Genomic DNA, 17,021 nt, shown 5'->3' with positions numbered 1-17,021 from the left:
GTCCCGGTGTGTGTCAGGGCCGGGCGGGTGGTTGGTGGGTGGTGAGGTCGCCGTGGGCGGCGAGGGCCGGGGCGGGGTCGCCGGGGGTGGGGGTCATGACGGCGTCGAGGAAGGCGAGCGTGGTGGTGGTGACGGCGGGGACGGCTTCGGTTCGGTCGAGGGTGCCGGTCAGGGAGGGGAGCGGGGGGAGGTAGAGGGGGCTGTCGGTGAAGGTCAGGTGGGTCGTGCCGGGGAGGGTGAGGCGGTAGGCGGTGGCGGTGGTGGCGGTGAGGGCCTGGTCGAGCCGGGGGAGGTAGCGGGGGTCGGTGGCGGCGCTGGGCGCTTGGGTGAGGGCGAGGGCGGGTTGGTGGAGGGCGGGGGTGAGGGGGCCGTGGGGGTAGCCGTCGAGGTCCAGGGCGGCGGTGAAGCGGGGGTCGTTCCGTGCGGCCTGGAGGGCGGCGGCGCCGCCCATCGAGTGTCCGGCGACGGCGGCACGGGTGGTGTCGAGGCGTCCGGCCAGCGGGTCGCCGGGGCGCTCGCCGTGGTCGAGGCTCTCCAGCCGGTCGAGGACGAACCGGAGGTCCGCGGCGCGGATCGCGGTCCACTGGGCGGCGAGTGCCTCGTCCGTGTCCCGGTCGCCACTGGAGGCGGTCGCGGAGCGGATCGTCCGTCCGTCGTCCAGCACCACGGCCGCGCAGTCGTACGGGTGGTCGACGGCGGCGACCAGGTAGCCGTGGCTCGCCAACTCCTCGGCCCAGGCGGTGTTCTGGGTGCGGGCTCCGCTGGACCCGGGGGAGAACAGCACGAGGGGGAAGCGTCCGCCTCCATCGGCGGGCGGTGCGTCGAACACGGCTCGGGTACGGGCGCGGGTGGCGCCGTCGAGGAGGAAGCCGGGCAGTCCCGCCCCGTCGGCGAGGGCGTCGCGGACGGTGCGTGCTTCCTCCGCGGTCCGCCCGAGGTAGCGGGCCCGGGGAGCATTCGGGGGTGCGGGCCGGGCCGGGTACCAGAGTTGGACGACGACGGTGCGCCGGTCGTCGGGGTCGGGGGTGAAGGTCTCGGGCCGGGCGGGGTCGGTCCACTGGAGCACGCGGGTGCCGACGGCGAACCGTCCCGACGGCCGGGGGAAGTCCGGTATCGGGAACGCCCATGCCGCCGCGGGGCCGGTGGCGATCAGGGCTGCGCACGCGGCCGACCCCGCCGGCCCGAACCACCGCCGGGCCCGCCGCGCCCGCGGCGCTCTCCGGGCCGATCGCTCGCCGCGCCGGCCGGGAAGCCGTTCGAGCAGCGGCCGGAGCAGCGGTCCGAGCAGGGGTGCGAGTCGTGGTGCGAGGAGCGGTCGCAGGACGGGGGAGAGTGCGGACGGCAGTGCCAGAGCGGCGCCTGCGAGGACCGGCAGCAGTTGCCAGCGGATTCCGGCGGGGACGAGGAAGGCCGCGGACGCCGTCATCAGTGCGGTCGCCCCGAGGGCGGTGCGGATGCGGGCGGCGGCCGGGAGCCAGCGGGCGGCGACCAGGGCGGCGGCGGCCAGGGTCGCCAGAAGCTCCCAGGGGGACGCGTCGGGTCCCGTGATGGTGTCGATCACCCGGTCATCGTGGCTGTCGGTGGCCGGCGGGCACATCGTCCGCCGGTTGTTCTCGCGCTGCCACCGCGGTGGCGTCCCGGCACTGCGGCGGGGGATGCGGGGTGCGACCCGGGGAGGCACCGCGTCTCCTCCTGAAGTCGCACGCCGCTGGGGTCTGCTCCACCGTCGGGCGCATGTGCGGCGCCGGGCGGGGCCCTAGCGTGGCCAGGGGCGCGCGCCCGATCGGGCGCTCACCCGGCTGTGTACGCGCGCCGGGGCGGGAGCGGCCGAGATGTGGCGCGGTGAGGTGTCGAGTGGCAGGAAATCAGCGATGACGCGGACGGCCGCCGTTGGTGCCGGCACGTCGTCCGGCACGTCCTCCGGCGTGTCCTTCGCGCGCCGTCCAGCGTGGCGCGGTGCACAGTGGGCTGCCGGTGGCCCGGGCGCGGAGGCCCCGGGCCGGTGGGTGCTGCCGGGGGCGGTGCTGGCCGGGCTGGTGGGGCACGTCGTGGTGAGCCGTGCGCCGAGCGAGGTGCCGGTGGCGGCGGCCCTGACGGCTGCGCTGGTGGTGCCGTTGGCGTGGCGGGCCCGGGCGCCGCGGGCGGTGTTCGCGGTGGTGGCGGCGGCCGCCTGCGCGCAGTGGCTGGTGGGGATCCAACTCCCGGCGGACGCCGCGTTGTTGGCGGCCGTGCACGGGGTGGCGGCGTACGCCGGCCGGCGGGCCGCGTTCGTCGCGGTGGCCGTTGCGGGAGCCGGCGCGTTGGCGGCGAGTGTGCGGTGGGCGACCGGTGGCGCGTTCCTGGCGCCGTTCGCGGCCCTGGCCGCGGCGGTGGTCGCCGCCGCGGCGCTCGGCACGAACGCGCGCACCGCGCGGGCGCATCTCGCGGCCGTACGGGAGCGCGCCGCCGACCTGGAGGCGCACCGCGACCGGCAGGCGCGGCTGGCCGTCGCCGAGGAACGCGCCCGGATCGCCCGGGACCTGCACGACATCGTCACGCACAACCTGTCGGTGGTGGTCGCGCTGACCGACGCGGCCCTCCACGCCCAGGACCGTGCGCCGGCCGCGGCCGCCACGGCCATGCGCGGCGCCGCCGAGACCGGCCGGCAGGCCCTCGCCGACATGCGGCGCTCGCTGGGCATCCTGCACGCCGACGACCCCGACGCGCTGCGCCACCCCCTGCCCGGCGTCGCCGGCCTCGACGCCCTCGCCCGGCGGATGCGCGCCGCGGGCCTGCCCACCCGCCTCGACGTCCGCGGCCCCTGCGCCCGGCTGCCGCAAGCGGTGCAGCTGACCGTCTACCGACTGGTCCAGGAAGCCCTGACCAACACCCTCAGGCACGCCCCGGCCGGCGCCCGCGCCGAGGTCCGCGTCCGCTGCACGGCCCGGACGGTGACCGTCGACGTCACCGACGAGGCGACCGCCCGTACCGGGCCCGCCGAGGCTGTTCCGGCGGGCGGGGGCAGGGGACTTGCGGGAATGCGGCGGCGCGCCGAGGCGCACGGGGGTGTGCTGGTCGCGGGGCCGCTGCCGGGCGGCGGGTGGCGGGTGCGGGCGTGCCTGCGCGTCGGTGTCGACGGCGGTGTCGGCGTCGGCGGCGTTGGGGCGGTGCCGGTATGACGATCCGTCTGCTGGTCGTGGACGACGAGGCGCTGCTGCGCCTGGCGTTCTGCACGGTTCTGGGCGCGGAGAGCGACCTGGCGGTGGTCGGCGAGGCCGCGGACGGCGAGCAGGCCGTCGAGCTCGCCCGCCGTCTGCGGCCGGACGTGGTCCTGATGGACGTGCGGATGCCGGGCACGGACGGGATCGACGCCACCCGCCGGATCGTGCGCGCCTGCCCGGGCAGCAGGGTGCTGGTCCTGACCACCTTCGACCTCGACGAGTACGCCTTCGCCGCGCTCGCCGCGGGGGCGTCCGGGTTCCTGCTGAAGAACACCCGTCCCGGTGAGCTCCTCGCCGCCGTCCGGGACGTCGCGGCGGGCGGCGGCGCGCTCTCCCCGCGGGTCACCCGCCGCCTGATCGACCGTCACCGGTCCCACCTCGCCGCCGCGCCGGGCCCCGACCACGGCGAGCGCCTGGCCCGGCTCAGCGCCCGCGAACGCGAGGTCCTCGCCCACGTGGGCGCGGGCCTGTCCAACACGGAGATCGCCGCGACCCTCCGCCTCGCGGAGGCGACCGTCAAGGCCCACCTGGGCCGCGTCCTGCGCAAACTCGGCCTCCGCGACCGCGTCCAGGCCGTCGTCCTCGCCCACGAGAGCCGCCTCGTGCCGCCGCGCTGACGGTGCCGGGGCGAGGCGCTCCCACCGGGGCCGCCGGCTGTTCCGGCCGGTGAGGTGCGGCGGTGGTGCGGGTCGTCCGTGAGGTGGTGCTCGTCGGGTCGTCCTGTCCGCCGTCCGGCCGCGCGGAAACGACCGGCTTCCCGGCCGCCCGCCCGAGACCTTTCCGTCCGTCGGAGCGTGGATACGTGCGGGCCGGCCGCTGGGGCCGACCCGGACAAGGGGGAACGACATGCGACGGTGGACCAACGTGCTGGCTGCCGTGGTGCTCGCCGCGGGGGCGGCGGCGACCGCGGTTCCGACGGCCTCGGCCGTCACCGCCACGACCGACTGCTCGACCGTGTGGGGCAGCCTCGACCGGCAGGACCGGACCGTCCCGTACCAGCCGCAGGCGCTGACGAACATCCGCACCGGTGCCCACGAGTGCTTCGACCGCCTGGTGGTCGACGTCCCGGGCACCTCGCCGGAGAACCCGCTCGCCTACCGGGTGCACTACGTGAACGGCAACACCGTCCACCAGGCCGGCTCCGGCACACCGATCCCGGTGAACGGCGGCGCCGTCCTGGAGATCGTCGTCGGCGCGAGCACCTACGACCCCGCCACCTGGGAGAAGGTCTACCCGGCCCGCTCGGGCGACGCGCTGCCGGGCGTCGACCTCACCGGCTACCGCACGTTCGTGGACAGCCGCTTCGCCGGCAGCCTGGAGGGCGAGACGCAGTTCGGGCTGGGTGTCCGGGCACGCCTGCCGTTCGAGGTCTTCCAGCTCGACAACCGACTCGTCATCGACGTCGCCCACAGCTGGAGCGCCACCGGCTGACGGCGCGGCGCCGCGACCTCCGGCGCCCACGTCGCCGGGTGGGCGTGCTGCTCGGCGGCGCGGGCACCGGACGGCAGTCCGAAGCCCCGGCAGGACGAGGCGACCTGTCCGACCGGGGCTCCGACGCGCACGACCACGCAGGCGCAGGCCGCGAGCCGGTCGCCCGACCCGCGGCCTGCCGCCGGACAGCCGTCGCCGGACGGTCCGGGCCGTGAGGTCCGGGCCGGGCGGCGCCGTCAGGGGACGACGGTGGTGGGCGTCACCCGAACGTCCTTGATCCTCTCGCCTCCCGCGTCGTTGCCGTCACCCCAGATCTGGAAGTCGAACCGCGAGTAGAAGGCGCCCGGGCCGCCGGGGCCGAACGGGCCGGCGGTGATGTTGAAGGCGCGGTCCGCCTCCCGTGCTGCCTTCGGCGTGGTGGTGCTCCACTGGGAGGAGTCCTTGTAGACCTCCACGTCGACGTCGACCTGGCAGAGGCCGCTGTTGCTCGCGTAGTAGAAGATCTTGAGGAAGCTCCGGCGGTAGCCGCAGCCGCGCACGCGCATCTCCGGGATCACGGTGGCGCTGGTGCCGCGGTTGGTGATGATCTGGCAGTTCTGCACCCACGCCTCGTTCCAGCGGTCCGGGCCGTCGAGCCGTTCGAGCGTGTTGCACATGGTGTAGACCTGCCGGGGGGTCACGGTGGTGCCGCTCAGCCAGGACGGCTCCTGCAGGAAGTTCAGCGACCTCTCGCGGGTCCAGTCGTCGTGGTAGAAGTCGCCGTGCGCCAGGCAGGCAGTGGTGTGGTTCTCGGCGCCTTGCAGCGTCGCGGCGTAACCGCCCCAGACGAGGCTGTCGCACATCTCGTCCACCGGTTCGTCGCCGATGTTGGAGCGGAACGTGGCGTACCGGGTCGGGCCGGGGGTTTCCGAGCCCGAGTTGAGGGCCGTGATGAAGTCGGAGCCGACGCCCATCTCCTCGCACTGCTTGTCGACGAAGGTCCCGCACCAGGGGTGGGCGGCCGTCGTGCCGTGGTTGGGAGTTCCCAGCGAGACGAACGACGTGGTGGCGCTCGTTCCGCCTTCCCACTTGAGGTAGGCGCGGGCGACCAGGCCGCCCATGGAATGGGCGATGATGTCGATCTTGCCGTCCGGGGAACGGTCGAGCAGCTTCTGGTCCTTGACGTACTGCGCGAGGTCCTTGCCGAGCTCCTCGATCGGGGTGTCGCTCGGGGTCTTGCCGCTGTAGTCGAAGGCGTAGAGCTCGTCGGAGTGGTAGCCGTAGGACCTGGCGTAGCCGATCATCCCGCTCCACACGCCGGAGTTGGACCGGTAGCCGTGGACGAAGACGATCGGGCGGTGGGTGAGCTTGGCGTCGGCGTGGGCGGCGGGTGCCGCCGGCAGGACGGTGAACGGGAGGACGGCGAGCAGACCCGGCAACACGGTGCGGGCCGCACGCCGCCGACTGGCGGGGCGCATGGACGGGTGACCTCCAGGAACGGGGGACCGGCAGATGCCGGAGAACCGCCGGGGCCGTCGGCCGCACAGACCGACTGGCGAGCCTGCGGCAGTTCCGGCCGAACGACCCGGCTCCTGAGTCATCGGCATGAGATCGTCCACGAATGAGGTTGCACGCGGGACTTCCGGCCCGCTCTTCCCGGGCGCCGCCGTGGCGGGCCCTGATGACGGCTCGGCGGGTACGGGTGGACGTGCCGGGGCCACCGTCGGAAGTCTGTTGACTTGAAGCGGACTTGAACGTCTAGGTTCACTTCCAGTGATCGTCCGACGAAGGGGGAAGGTGCTCGTGATCCTCGTGACCGGGGCCACCGGAAACATCGGAACTGCTCTGCTGAAGGAGTTGCACGCGCGCGGCGCCGGCCCGGTCAGGGGGTTCACCCGCGACGCCGCACGGGCGGCGTTCCCCGAAGGGGTCGAGGCGGTCGAGGGCGACCTCGCCGACACGGCGTCGCTGGAGCCCGCGCTGGAGGGAGTGCGGTCGCTGTTCCTGGTCTCCCGTCTGGGCCCGGACGCCGACGTCATCGCGGCCGCCCGCCGGGCGGGCGTGGAGCATGTCGTGCTCGTCTCCTCCATCACCGTCCAGACCCATCCGCACCTCGGCCCGGCCGCCGAGAACCTCACGGTCGAACGGCTGCTCCAGAGCAGTGGCATGGCACGGACGGTCCTGCGGCCGACCCAGTTCGCCTCGAACGCCCTGGCGTGGGCGGCGACGATCCGCCGGCGGGAGACGGTCCGCGTGCCGTACGCGGACACCGGACTGCCCACGATCCACCCCGCGGACATCGCGGCCGTGGCGTGCGTCGCCCTGACCGAGCCGGGCCACCGGGGCCGGACGTACGCGCTGACCGGCCCCGAGCGGGTGACGGCCCGTCAGCAGGTCGAGTCCATCGCGACGGTGATCGGGCGGGAGGTGGCGTTCGCCGAGATCGGCCGGGAGGAGGCCCGGGCCGGGATGGTCGCCGTCCTCGGGGCCGAGGCGGCGGATGCGGTGCTCGACGTGACCGGCGGCGACGTCAACGAAGCGCTGCAGCAGGTGCACGACACGGTCTTCCGGATCACCGGGTCGGCGGCCAGGACCTTCCGGCAGTGGGCGGCGGAGAGCGCCGATGCCTTCCGCTGAGCCCCCCGGTCCCGAGTCGCCGCTCCGTACCCGGCCGGGCACGTCCCGGCGTCCCGAAAGGCCCCCGGCGCGCCGCCCCTCGCCCGGATGCACCCGGCCGTACGGAGTGGTCGACTCGAAGGGACGGGGAGCCTCGGGGGCCGTCACGGGAAGGAGCCGAGCGATGCCGAAGGTGTCCAAAGAGTCCGCGACGAAGGTCCAGGAGTTCGGCCCGGTGACCGACCGCCGGGAGGAGATGAACGGCTACACCGTCGAATTCGTCTCCTTCGGGGCGGACGCCGACCTGGACGGGCCGCTGCAGTCACTCCCCGACGGGAAGTGCCAGTGCCCGCACTGGGGCTACGTCATCGCCGGGCGCATGCGCTTCGTCTTCGCCGACCACGAGGAGGTGTACGAGGCCGGCGACGCCTTCTACCAGCCGCCGGGCCACCGGCCCTACGTCGACGCGGGGACGGAGCTGCTGCAGTTCAGCCCCACCGACGCACTCGCCCGGACCGAGCAGGCCATCATGGACTGGATGGCCCGCCAACAGGGCGGCACGGCTTAGGTTCGAGGTCTTCGCGCCGCCGTGACGCGCGTCCGGGGGGCGACAGTTCATGTGCGTAGAGTGCGGGCATGTCGAGGGGCGATGGATCCGCAGCGGTCGGGCGTGCAGAACTGCAGGGTGCGTGGGAGGAGTTGGACCTGGGGCTGGGCGGGGGCATTGATCGCGGACCCGGTGCATGCCGCCGGTTCGAGCACCTGGCGGAGCGGCTTCGGACACCCGAAGCCGCGTTCCTGCTGCCCGAGCTGGAGCGTCGACTCGCCGACTGCGTCGAGGCGAACGACTCGTTCGCCCGGGACCTCGTGGCCCACGTCCTGGCAGGTGCTTGCGGCGAGGCGGCGCTGCCGGCCCTGCTGCGCGCGAGCGTGGGTGCTCGCAACGATGACGGCGGCACCCTGCAGCTCGACCTCCTCGCCCTGTTCACCGCCTGGCCGGAGACAGCGCACCGCCTGCTGCTCGGCTGCATCGCCTCGCACGACCCCGCGACGAGGCAGGTGGGCATCTGGGGCCTGAGCGTCACCGACTTCGGCGGGGCCAAGTACTTCGCACTCGTCGCCGACGCGGCGTCCGACCCGGACCCGGGAGTGCGCGCCCACGTGATGGGCACCCTCGGCAGCATCTTCGGCGTGGGGGATCCCTCACGTGCCCGAGCCCTGCTGATCGCCGGCGCCGGGGATCCCGCCCCCGAAGTGCGGCAAGCCGCCGTGCACGCCCTCGGCTCGGCGCACGACCCGGCAGTCACCGACCTGCTGACGGCCCGCACCGAGGACACCGACCCCGTGGTCCGGTTTCAAGCCGCATGGTCGTTGGCCGGCCGGCCCGGCCCGGCGGTACGCACCGCCCTCGAACGGCTCGCTGCGGACAAGGACACCGACGTCCGTGAAGCCGCCCGCACGGCCCTGGACTTCCCCACCGTCAGGTGAGTTCCCGCCTGTGCCGCCTGCGGCTCTTCCGGGAGCTGTACGGCCGAACTTCGGAGCGTCACGGCGAAGTTCGGGCGCCGGCGGGCCGGCGCCCCCACCTGCCCGGCCGGGGCCGGGCCACGGAGCGGCGGCGGTCGTCGGCCGGAAGCGAGGCGTCCGCGACCAGCAGGCCGGCAGGCGGCCGCCGGTGCCGGCGGGCACCGCGGCGAGGGCTGCAATTGGGGTCCCCGGGGTACGCAGGGATCCTGACGGCCCGTCGGGCGTGTCGATCGACCGGCCCGAGACCCCGTGACCGACGAGGCGAGGAGAATCCGGTGCCCCAGCCAGGCGCGTCCCGCCCGCGGGCGGGTGTGCGCAGGCCTCGCCGGTGCCGGAGAGCAGCCTCTCGCCGCCGCGCTGCGCCACCGTGCCGAGGGGCCGGACTCCTGGCGGTGCCCATCGTGCTGGTGGATCCGGCCGGCGGCCCGGCGGACGCGCGGTGGGCGGTGTTCTCGCGGGTCCGGCACCGGTGCGCCGTACCCGGGTCCGCGCGCCGCGCCCTTCGTCCTGGTCTTCCAAAGTGCAGAGCCCTACTATTTGTTCATGCTCTACCGTTTGGGGGTTTTCAGGTGAGGGTCGGCATCGGCGGTGAGCACGTCGAGGTGCCCGACGACCTGGGCCGGGCGCTGCTCGCCGGGCTGCGGGGCGAGCGACTGGTGGAGCCGCCGCAGGCGGCCGGTTTCGAGGAGCTGGTCGCGCTGGTCGCCCGTCTCAGCGGCCTCGTCCAGCACCTGACGGTGGTGAAGGAGGTGGCGATGGCCCGTGCGGACGCCGCCGGCGCCTACTCCAACCGGCGCGCCCTGGGCATGGCGGCCGCGATGTCCGCCTCCCAGCTCGGCCGGGTCCTGGAAGGCCACGGCCTGCCGAAGGACCGCCGCGCCGGCGGCGTGGACCTGGTGGTCGCCTTCCGCACCGCCGACGACGGCGTGCTGCACCTGGCCGGCGAGGAGGACGTCGAGGCCCTGCCCTCGTTCATCCTGCCCGCCGACACCGCGCACCCCGACACCGCGCACCCCGACACCGCGCACCCCGACACCGCGCCGCAGGAGGACTCCGGCGAGTTCGCCGGCCGGGAGCTGACCTTCTACTACCGTCCCCAGGTCCCGATCGCCCAGGCCGGCCTCGGCCGGAGCGCCGGCTACACCCTGCGCGACGCCGACCGGAACCTGGTCGGCTGCGTCACCGAGGACGTCTTCGACGCCCTGTTCGGCGACCCGCGCCTGGACCCGACCCGCCCCAACGGACGCTGAGGAGAAGCCCCGATGTCCGACGAGCTGTTCGAGTCCGTGGACGCGCTGCTCGCCGCCGTGAGCACCGCCCTGCCGGCCCCGGCGGAGCGCAAGCGGCTGCGCCTGGCGGCCGGGCTGACGCCCGCGCAGATCGCCGCCGCCCTGCGGGTCGGCTCCGCGCTGGTGACGCAGTGGGAGGACGGCAGCGCCGTCCCGGGCCCGGAGGTCGCCCCCGCCTACGGCCGCCTGCTGGAGGGCCTGGCCGCCCGCTTCCCCGCCCCGGACGAGCCCGCCGCGCCCGCGCCCGTGCCGGGAGCCGGGCAGCCGGTCGGGTCCACCGGGACGCCGGCCGCCCCTGCGGTCGGGCAGCAGGCTCCCGCCGCGCCCGCGCCCGTGCCGTCCGTTGGGCAGCAGGCCGGGACGGCACCGCAGCCGGTGATGCTCGATCAGCACCCGGACGGCTCGCTGGTGATGGCCGACGCCGCGCCGTGCGTGCAGTGCGGGCAGCCCTCCGTCTACCGTGCGCAGGGCCGGCCGATGCACCTCGGCGGGTTCTGCCGCCCCGTTGCTCAGGCTCCGGCCGCCCAGGCCCCGACCCCCGTCGTCGAGGCGGAGAAGCAGGCCGTCCCGGCCCCCGCCGCCGACGTCCAGGACGACTCCGCGGCCTCGGTCGCAGCGACCTCGGCTTCCCCGACCCCGGTCGCTGCGCCGCCGTCGGCGGCCGCCGCCGCGGCGCGGACCGGTCAGCGCCCGGTCCGCGCGCAGGGCCGCCCGGCAGCGCCGCGCACCGCGGGCCCGGCCTCCGGGGCCGGGCCTACGGCCGGGCGGTGGGTGCCGGTGGTGGCGTTGGACGCCGTCGACGGCGGTGGCTGGGTGCTGGACGTGCCCGGTTTCCCGGCCCCGGCCGGGACGAAGCTCGCCGACTGGTTCGCGTGGCTGGGCACGGGGCTGCCGCTGCGCGTCGAGCGCGCCCACCCGCTGGGGCGGGGAGGTGACGGCGCGGTGTGCCTGACCGCCGCCGCGCTCAAGCAGCTCGGCCTGCCCGCCGCACTCCCGAGCACCGACAAGGCGCTGAACACGCTGCGGGCGAAGCTCGCGAAGGCCGCCGCAGCGGTCGGAATGGAGATCAGCGAGAACGTCGGGCCGGTCTTCCGCGCGTTCCGCCGCGCCGGGTCGGCCGGCGGCCCGAAGACGTCCCTCCAGGTGACCGTCGCGCCGTGGCTCGGGCAGGGCGACGCCCGCCAGCAGGCCGTCAGCGCGCTCGCCGCTCCGCTCGCCACCGCCCCCGACGGCAGCCGCGACGGGCAGACGTTCGCCCGCCGCTACCGGGCCTTCGCCGCCGACCTCGGCGTCGCGCCGGGCGCCACCACCGCCTCCACCGCGATGCTGCTCCTGGACGCGGTCCGCCCGCGGGTCGAGTGGGTCAGGGACGAGGCGACGGGGGAGTGGTCCTCCCACCTGCGCGAGGGCGCGCTCCCGGCCGGCGACCGGTGCGTGCCGGTCGCGGCGGGGGCCCGCCACCCCCTCACCCGCCAGCTGCTCTCCGAGGGCGGGGCGGTGTGCGAGGAGGAGGACTACAAGTGGTGGGCCCGCGAGCTCACCCGGGACGAAGCCGGCCGCGCTTTCGCCGTCGCGGTCGACGTCTGCGCGTCGTACCTGTCCGTCACCGACTCCCTGCCCCTGCCGGTCGGCGAGCTGGAGCACGTCGAGCGGCCGACCTGGGGCAAGGGCAGGACCGCCGGCCTGTGGCTGTGCGACTTCACCGCCGTCGAGGTGGACGAGCTGCTGCCCCACCCCGCCACCTTCCACGGCCGCCCGCCGACCGGCCCCGGCTGGTACGCCACCCCGACCGTCGCCTACATGGCCACCACCTACGGCTTCGACCCGGCCACCATCGCCGAGGCGTACCTGTCCACCCACACCGCGCCGCTGCTCAAGGAGTGGACCGGCCGGGTCCGCACCGGCTACAAGCGCGTCTACGCCGACCTCGGCCTGATCGACGGCCAGGGGCCGGAGGAGTTCCTCACCGCCTACGCCGCCCACCAGGACACCGGCGACGACCCGGCGCGCGCCGACGCCCTGACCCTGGCCAGGCTGTACAAGAACATCTACAAGGGCGGCATCGGCAAGTGGGCCGACTCCGCCCGCCACCTCGACGACGAGACGTGGCTGGAGAAGACCGCCGCCTCCTGGACCTACCGGCCCGAGATCCGCTTCCACATCATCGCCGCCGCCCGCATCGCCGCCCACCGCCGCCTCCGCAAGACCTACCTCCTGACCGGCCGGGCGCCGTTCGCCGTCAACGTCGACTCCTACCTCTACGCCACCGACCGGCCCTCCCCGCTGGAGCTCCTGCCGGTCAAGGACGACGGCTCACCCGTACCCGGGGCGCTGCGCCTGGGCATCGCACCGGGCAGCCACAAGCACGAGGCCTCGATCCCGCTCCGGGCCGCCGCCGAGGCGATGGCACGCCGCGAGCACCCGTCCAGGCTGACGCACGACCACGCGACCGACGGCACTCGGATCGGTCCGGAGCAGGCCGACGACGATACGGCCGGCGCCGGCCACGACGCGCAGGGAGGCGACAGCTGATGGCGGGCTTGAAGGGCATGTTCGGGCGGGTCCGCGAGGCGCTGTTCCCGTCGCGGAAGGCGCCGGTGCAGTCGACGACCCAGGCCGGGCACGTGCGCGAGCGCAAGTACGGCGGCAGCACGAAGGCGATGGCCGCCGCCTACGGCGTGTCCCCGCGCACCGTGCTGCGCTGGATCGACGGAACCCGCCACCCCAGGGGGGCGGACGCCGAGCGGCTGCAGCGCGACGCGCTGGACGTGCAGACCACCGAGCGCGGACGCGAGCGCAAGGCCAAGCAGTTGGCCAAGCTCGGTGCGCGCTCCGGGATCACCGTCCGGGTCGGCCGCACCAGGACGTTCGAGATCCAGGGCTCGGACGCGGTCCGGGCCCGCGACATCCACCTCTCCCTCACCGGCGACCAGGCCGCGGCCCTCGCCCTCGCCGAGGACGAGGGCGAGGTCCGCGAAGTGATCGGCGAAGCACTGGCCGACTACTTCAACGGCGGAGGCGGCTACGCCGGCTTCGCGCCGGACGACTTCGAGTACGACACCGACGACTTCGAGCTGAACTGACCCCTCGAAGGACGGCCGTCCACGGGCTCGCCGCGGCCCCGGAGAGACGTGTCGCCGCTACGCGGGCCGCCGCCGCGCCAACAGCCGGCACCGCGCCGACCGGTCAGCTCCAGTCGGAGGCCGGGAAGCCGTGGGAACCGCCCCGGTGCGAATCCCGGCCGTCCGGACTCCCGCCCGGGCCGCGGGTGCCGCGTACGCGCGTCACCGCGCCGGGCGGGCCCGGGCGTGCCCTGTGAGCGGGGCCGCGCACTGCTGTCGACGCCGGAAGATGGGCGGTGCGGGTGAGTGCGGCAGGTGTCGCGTACGACACGGCGCGGCGGCCAACGTTCGTCTGCCTACCGTGTGCCCCATGACAACCGCAGACGACAGTCTCCCGGCCACCGCTCCGCGGCCTGCCCGCCCGCCCCGGGCCGTGCCCGCCGGCGACGGGCCCGCGCTCCCGACGCCCAGTGGTTGGTTCTGCCTCGCCCTCTCCGGGGAACTGCGCCGGGGCGCCGTGCTGACCCGGAGGTTCGCGACCGAGGACGTCGTCCTCTACCGCACCCGCCGCGGCGAGGTCCGCGCCACCCGCCCCTACTGCCCCCACATGGGCGCCCACCTCGGCGTCGGCGGCACGGTCGAGGGCGACACACTGGTCTGCCCGTTCCACCGCTTCGCGTTCGGAGCCGACGGCGGCTGCGTCAGCGATCCGGACGGCGTGCTGCTGCGCACCGGCGTGGCGCACCTCCCGGTCCTCGAACGCAACGGCTTCCTGTACGTGTGGCACGGCCACGACGACGAGCCGCCCGGCTGGGAGCTGCCCGCTCTGCCCGGCCCGGAGGTACGGCCGACCGCGCACTGGGCGGTGGAGACGGACACCCACCCGCAGGAGGTCGTGGAGAACGTCACCGACTTCCGGCACCTCGGCACGCTCCACCGCCTGGCCGTGCGGCAGATGACACCGGCCGCCGCCGACGGGCCGTACCTGCGGACCAACCTGCGCTCCGTCGCCGGCCGGATCCCGTTCTTCGGAACGCTGTCCTGGGAGAAGTCCACGCTGATGGCGGGGCTGGGGTGGACGCTCACCCAGCTCGAACTGCCACGCTTCGGCATGGCCGTCCACCTCTGGGGCCTGCCCACCCCGATCGGCCCCTGGCGCACGGTGCTGCGGGTCGCGGCGGCCTGCGAGATCACCGACCCGGAACGCGTACCGGGCCCGGACCTGCCGGCGGTCCGCGCGGCACTGACCAGGACCGTCGCCCGCTCCACGCTGCGGATGACGGCCCGGATCATCCGGCAGGACGTGCCGATCTGGAACCACAAGCGGTACGAGCCCCGGCCCCGGCTCGCCGCCGGGGACCAGTCCGTCGGCATCTACCGGCACTGGGTCCGCCAGTTCTACCCGCCCGGCGCGAACTGACGGCCGACCCGCCGGCCCTGCCGGCGGTCGGACGGGTGGTCACGAGGCGGCGCGCAGGTGGCTGCCGGTGGCTCCGGCGACGGCTTTCCGGAGTTCGTCGCGGGTCATGGTGGAGCGGTGGGCGATCTCCAGTTCGGCGGCCTTCTCGTACAGCTGGGCCTTGGTCAGCTGCGACAGGTCGTCCTCCGCGGTGGTGCGCTTCTTGGCGGCCGGCGTCTTCGATCCGGTGGAGCGGGCGCTGGTGCCCTTCTTCCCGCCGGTCCGCTTCGGCGTGCTGCGGGACCGTCGGGCCCGGCCCCGTGCGGTCGGCGCCGCCGTGCCGCCCTGGACGCCTTCGAGGCTGCGTTTCAGCACGTCCATCAGGTCGACCGCGTTGGTCGCCTCGGCGGGCGGGCCCTCGGCGACGGCGATCTCCCGGCCGGCGGCCTTGTCCTCGATCAGCTTCCTGACCTGCTCCTCGAACGTGTCGTGGTACTCCTCGGGGTTCCAGTCGACGGTGAGCATGTCGATGAGCTGCTCGGCGGTCGCCAGCTCCTGACCGCTGAACTCGGCCCGGCCGCCGGGAAGGTCCCCGATCTCCTTGCGCGGGTCGCGGAGCTCGTCCGCCCAGTGCATGGTGTGCAGCTCCAGCAGGCCGTCCTCGGCGCGCACCGCGGTGAGGTACTCCTTGCCGCGCATGGAGAACAAGGCGATGCCGGCCCGGTTGGAGCGGGTGAGCGCCTCGGTGAGGAGCTGGAAGACCTTCCCGTACTCCTTGCCCTTCGGCCCGAGGTAGTACGTCTTGTCGAAGAAGATCGGATCGACCTGGTCCAGGTCGACGAAGCCGGAGATGTCGATGGTGCGCGAGCGGCCGGGGGAGATCTGCTCCAGCTCGCCGGGCTCGACCACGACGTACTCGCCGTCGGCGACCTCGTAGCCCTTCACGATGTCCTCGTACGGGACCTCCTCGCCGGTGCGCTCGTTCACCCGCCTGTTGCGCACCCGGTCGCCGGTGCCGCGCTGCAGCTGGTGGAACTGCACGCTGTGGCTGTCCGTCGCCGTGTACAGCGACACCGGAACGGTCACCAGGCCGAACGTGAGCACGCCGGTCCATACGGGTCGGGCCATCAGCGGCCGCCTTTCTCGTTCTCCAGTCTCCGCAGCCGGATCCGTGCCGCGTCGAGCTCGGCGCGGGCGCGGCCGGTCGTCTGCTCCGCCGCTGCGGCGCGTCCCTGGGCGGCCCGGTGCTCGGCGCGCCGGGCCTGCTCGGCGTCGCGGGCCTGCGCGGCCTTCCGCTCGGCGCGTTCCAGGGCCGCCCGGGCCCGCTCGGCCCGCCCGGCCGCGGCGGCGGCCTCGGCGGCCAGTCGGGCCACCTGCCCGTCCAGCCGCTCGGCCTCCCGGCCGGCCGCCCGCTGCTCGTCCTCGGCCGCGGCCAGGCCGGCTTCGGCTTCGGCCACCCGCTCAAGCGCCTCACGCCGGGCGGCTGCCCACCTTTCCGCCTTCTCAGACCCCCCGGCCGGCTCCCCCTCCTCCTCCTTGCTCCCCGCGGCGGCCACCGGCCGCACCCGGCCGGACGGCCCGCCGACCCCGGACACCACCGCCAGGCCGGACTCCTCCAGGACTCCGGTGAGCCGGCCCTCCGCCAGCTCTCCGGCGGCCCGCTCGTCGGCGAGCGCCGCCCGCAGCGACTGCTCCACCTCCCGCAGCTGCGCCTCGCCGAGCCGCTCGCCCGCCTCGGCGACCGCCCCGCGGGCCTGCTCGGTCAGGGCCGCGACCAGCCGGTGGCGCTGCGCGGACAGCTCCCGCAGCTTGGCGCCGGCGAGTTGCTGCTGGGCCTCGCGCAGCGAGCGGCCGAGCTCCAGCAGCGGTCCGACCTCGTCGTGGTGGACACGGACGAGGCGGTTGAGCGCGAATGCGGCGAGCGTGGGCCTGCGCAGCGCCTTGATCTTCGCCGCGAGCGCCCGGTCCCCGTCCTTCCGGGCGGTTGCTGCGGCGGCGTCGCGGGCCGCGGTGAACTCGCGCGGAGGCAGCGCGTAGAGCCTGTCGGCGACCTTCCCGAACGTCTCCACGACTGCCTCCAGCTGAACCGTCTGCCCGCTGTGGCGATTCGCTCATCCGCGGGAGGCCACCGCACGCCCGACTCTGCCGTCCGGACCGCCCGCTGTCACCGGATGCCGGACGCGGACGCCACGGTGCCCCGCCAAGGCCGCCGAGGATCTTGACCGCCGGCACCGGGACGCGATCCGGGTGCATCCCGCCGGAGCCGGCCGAACGCCTGCTGGAGGACGGGGGCCGGACCGAAGAGGTCATCGGGACGATCCGGGCCCGGCCGGCCCCCGGGCACCCGCACGCGCTGGAGCCCTACGCGCGGCTGTACGAGCAGACGGCCGATGCCGAGGACGCGGACCGCGGATTCGTGGCGGCGCTGAAGCCGGGGGCGGTCAAGGACCCTCGGGGCGGACGGTGCGGGACGTGGACGCGTTCGCGTCCCTCGATGGCGAGCCGGGGGCGACGGTGC

General features: G+C 75.1%; 14 protein-coding genes. 10 read left to right on the top strand and 4 right to left on the bottom strand.

Going from position 1 to position 17,021, the window contains the following annotated elements:
* Positions 1 to 13 precede the first annotated feature (13 nt).
* Complete coding sequence (locus ACFV1L_RS13555; protein ID WP_380365564.1) at positions 14 to 1,597, bottom strand: alpha/beta hydrolase family protein; 1,584 nt, start codon at positions 1,595 to 1,597, stop codon at positions 14 to 16.
* 451 nt (positions 1,598 to 2,048) lie between these two features.
* Here ACFV1L_RS13555 and ACFV1L_RS13550 point away from each other — a divergent pair, with 451 nt between their 5' ends.
* The 3 genes from ACFV1L_RS13550 to ACFV1L_RS13540 all read left to right on the top strand — a co-directional run bounded on the left by ACFV1L_RS13550 (position 2,049) and on the right by ACFV1L_RS13540 (position 4,631).
* The gene (locus tag ACFV1L_RS13550; RefSeq protein WP_380365498.1) at positions 2,049 to 3,158 is read left to right on the top strand and encodes a sensor histidine kinase; all 1,110 of its coding nucleotides are present in this window, start codon (positions 2,049 to 2,051) and stop codon (positions 3,156 to 3,158) included.
* The gene (locus ACFV1L_RS13545) at positions 3,155 to 3,817 is read left to right on the top strand and encodes a response regulator (protein WP_380365497.1); all 663 of its coding nucleotides are present in this window, start codon (positions 3,155 to 3,157) and stop codon (positions 3,815 to 3,817) included. Before ACFV1L_RS13550 ends, ACFV1L_RS13545 begins: the two co-directional genes overlap by 4 nt.
* Before the next feature lie 229 nt (positions 3,818 to 4,046).
* The gene (locus tag ACFV1L_RS13540) at positions 4,047 to 4,631 is read left to right on the top strand and encodes a hypothetical protein (RefSeq protein WP_380365495.1); all 585 of its coding nucleotides are present in this window, start codon (positions 4,047 to 4,049) and stop codon (positions 4,629 to 4,631) included.
* 236 nt (positions 4,632 to 4,867) lie between these two features.
* Here the strand turns inward: ACFV1L_RS13540 and ACFV1L_RS13535 are convergent, their stop codons facing one another.
* Entirely contained in the window at positions 4,868 to 6,088 is a 1,221-nt protein-coding gene (locus ACFV1L_RS13535; RefSeq protein WP_380365493.1) for an esterase/lipase family protein, read from the bottom strand.
* Between the two features lie 325 nt (positions 6,089 to 6,413).
* Here ACFV1L_RS13535 and ACFV1L_RS13530 point away from each other — a divergent pair, with 325 nt between their 5' ends.
* The 7 genes from ACFV1L_RS13530 to ACFV1L_RS13500 all read left to right on the top strand — a co-directional run bounded on the left by ACFV1L_RS13530 (position 6,414) and on the right by ACFV1L_RS13500 (position 14,524).
* Positions 6,414 to 7,247 (top strand): NAD(P)H-binding protein, encoded by an 834-nt coding sequence (locus ACFV1L_RS13530; RefSeq protein ID WP_380365491.1) that lies wholly within the window; start codon positions 6,414 to 6,416, stop codon positions 7,245 to 7,247.
* Between the two features lie 163 nt (positions 7,248 to 7,410).
* Positions 7,411 to 7,794 (top strand): hypothetical protein, encoded by a 384-nt coding sequence (locus ACFV1L_RS13525; protein WP_380365489.1) that lies wholly within the window; start codon positions 7,411 to 7,413, stop codon positions 7,792 to 7,794.
* A 68-nt stretch (positions 7,795 to 7,862) separates the two neighbouring features.
* A complete protein-coding gene (locus ACFV1L_RS13520; RefSeq protein ID WP_380365488.1) occupies positions 7,863 to 8,714 on the top strand; it encodes a HEAT repeat domain-containing protein in 852 nt (283 codons plus the stop codon).
* Between the two features lie 608 nt (positions 8,715 to 9,322).
* Entirely contained in the window at positions 9,323 to 10,003 is a 681-nt protein-coding gene (locus ACFV1L_RS13515; RefSeq protein ID WP_380365486.1) for a hypothetical protein, read from the top strand.
* A gap of 12 nt (positions 10,004 to 10,015) precedes the next feature.
* Positions 10,016 to 12,574: a helix-turn-helix domain-containing protein gene (locus ACFV1L_RS13510; RefSeq protein WP_380365485.1), complete on the top strand. Its 2,559-nt coding sequence runs from the start codon at positions 10,016 to 10,018 to the stop codon at positions 12,572 to 12,574.
* Positions 12,574 to 13,125 (top strand): hypothetical protein, encoded by a 552-nt coding sequence (locus ACFV1L_RS13505; protein ID WP_380365483.1) that lies wholly within the window; start codon positions 12,574 to 12,576, stop codon positions 13,123 to 13,125. Before ACFV1L_RS13510 ends, ACFV1L_RS13505 begins: the two co-directional genes overlap by 1 nt.
* A 349-nt stretch (positions 13,126 to 13,474) precedes the next feature.
* Complete coding sequence (locus ACFV1L_RS13500; protein ID WP_380365482.1) at positions 13,475 to 14,524, top strand: aromatic ring-hydroxylating dioxygenase subunit alpha; 1,050 nt, start codon at positions 13,475 to 13,477, stop codon at positions 14,522 to 14,524.
* A 39-nt stretch (positions 14,525 to 14,563) separates the two neighbouring features.
* Here ACFV1L_RS13500 and ACFV1L_RS13495 read toward each other — a convergent pair whose 3' ends face one another.
* Both ACFV1L_RS13495 and ACFV1L_RS13490 read right to left on the bottom strand, forming a co-directional pair.
* A complete protein-coding gene (locus tag ACFV1L_RS13495; protein WP_380365480.1) occupies positions 14,564 to 15,631 on the bottom strand; it encodes a Ku protein in 1,068 nt (355 codons plus the stop codon).
* On the bottom strand, positions 15,631 to 16,572 hold the full coding sequence (locus ACFV1L_RS13490) for a hypothetical protein (protein WP_380365478.1): 942 nt from the start codon (positions 16,570 to 16,572) through the stop codon (positions 15,631 to 15,633). The genes ACFV1L_RS13495 and ACFV1L_RS13490 overlap by 1 nt, the downstream gene beginning before the upstream one ends.
* Between the last annotated feature and the right edge of the window lie 449 nt (positions 16,573 to 17,021).

This window comes from Kitasatospora sp. NPDC059646 (genome assembly GCF_042734615.1).
Lineage (GTDB): Bacteria > Actinomycetota > Actinomycetes > Streptomycetales > Streptomycetaceae > Kitasatospora.
This window is presented reverse-complemented; position numbering and strand designations above follow the sequence as displayed.

Coding starts and splice junctions, on each gene's coding strand:
- ACFV1L_RS13535 (WP_380365493.1), bottom strand. CDS start 6,088: ATGCGCCCCGCCAGTCGGCGGCGTGCGGCCCGCACCGTGTTGCCGGGT.
- ACFV1L_RS13495 (WP_380365480.1), bottom strand. CDS start 15,631: ATGGCCCGACCCGTATGGACCGGCGTGCTCACGTTCGGCCTGGTGACC.
- ACFV1L_RS13520 (WP_380365488.1), top strand. CDS start 7,863: ATGTCGAGGGGCGATGGATCCGCAGCGGTCGGGCGTGCAGAACTGCAG.
- ACFV1L_RS13540 (WP_380365495.1), top strand. CDS start 4,047: ATGCGACGGTGGACCAACGTGCTGGCTGCCGTGGTGCTCGCCGCGGGG.
- ACFV1L_RS13555 (WP_380365564.1), bottom strand. CDS start 1,597: ATGTGCCCGCCGGCCACCGACAGCCACGATGACCGGGTGATCGACACC.
- ACFV1L_RS13505 (WP_380365483.1), top strand. CDS start 12,574: ATGGCGGGCTTGAAGGGCATGTTCGGGCGGGTCCGCGAGGCGCTGTTC.
- ACFV1L_RS13510 (WP_380365485.1), top strand. CDS start 10,016: ATGTCCGACGAGCTGTTCGAGTCCGTGGACGCGCTGCTCGCCGCCGTG.
- ACFV1L_RS13525 (WP_380365489.1), top strand. CDS start 7,411: ATGCCGAAGGTGTCCAAAGAGTCCGCGACGAAGGTCCAGGAGTTCGGC.
- ACFV1L_RS13545 (WP_380365497.1), top strand. CDS start 3,155: ATGACGATCCGTCTGCTGGTCGTGGACGACGAGGCGCTGCTGCGCCTG.
- ACFV1L_RS13500 (WP_380365482.1), top strand. CDS start 13,475: ATGACAACCGCAGACGACAGTCTCCCGGCCACCGCTCCGCGGCCTGCC.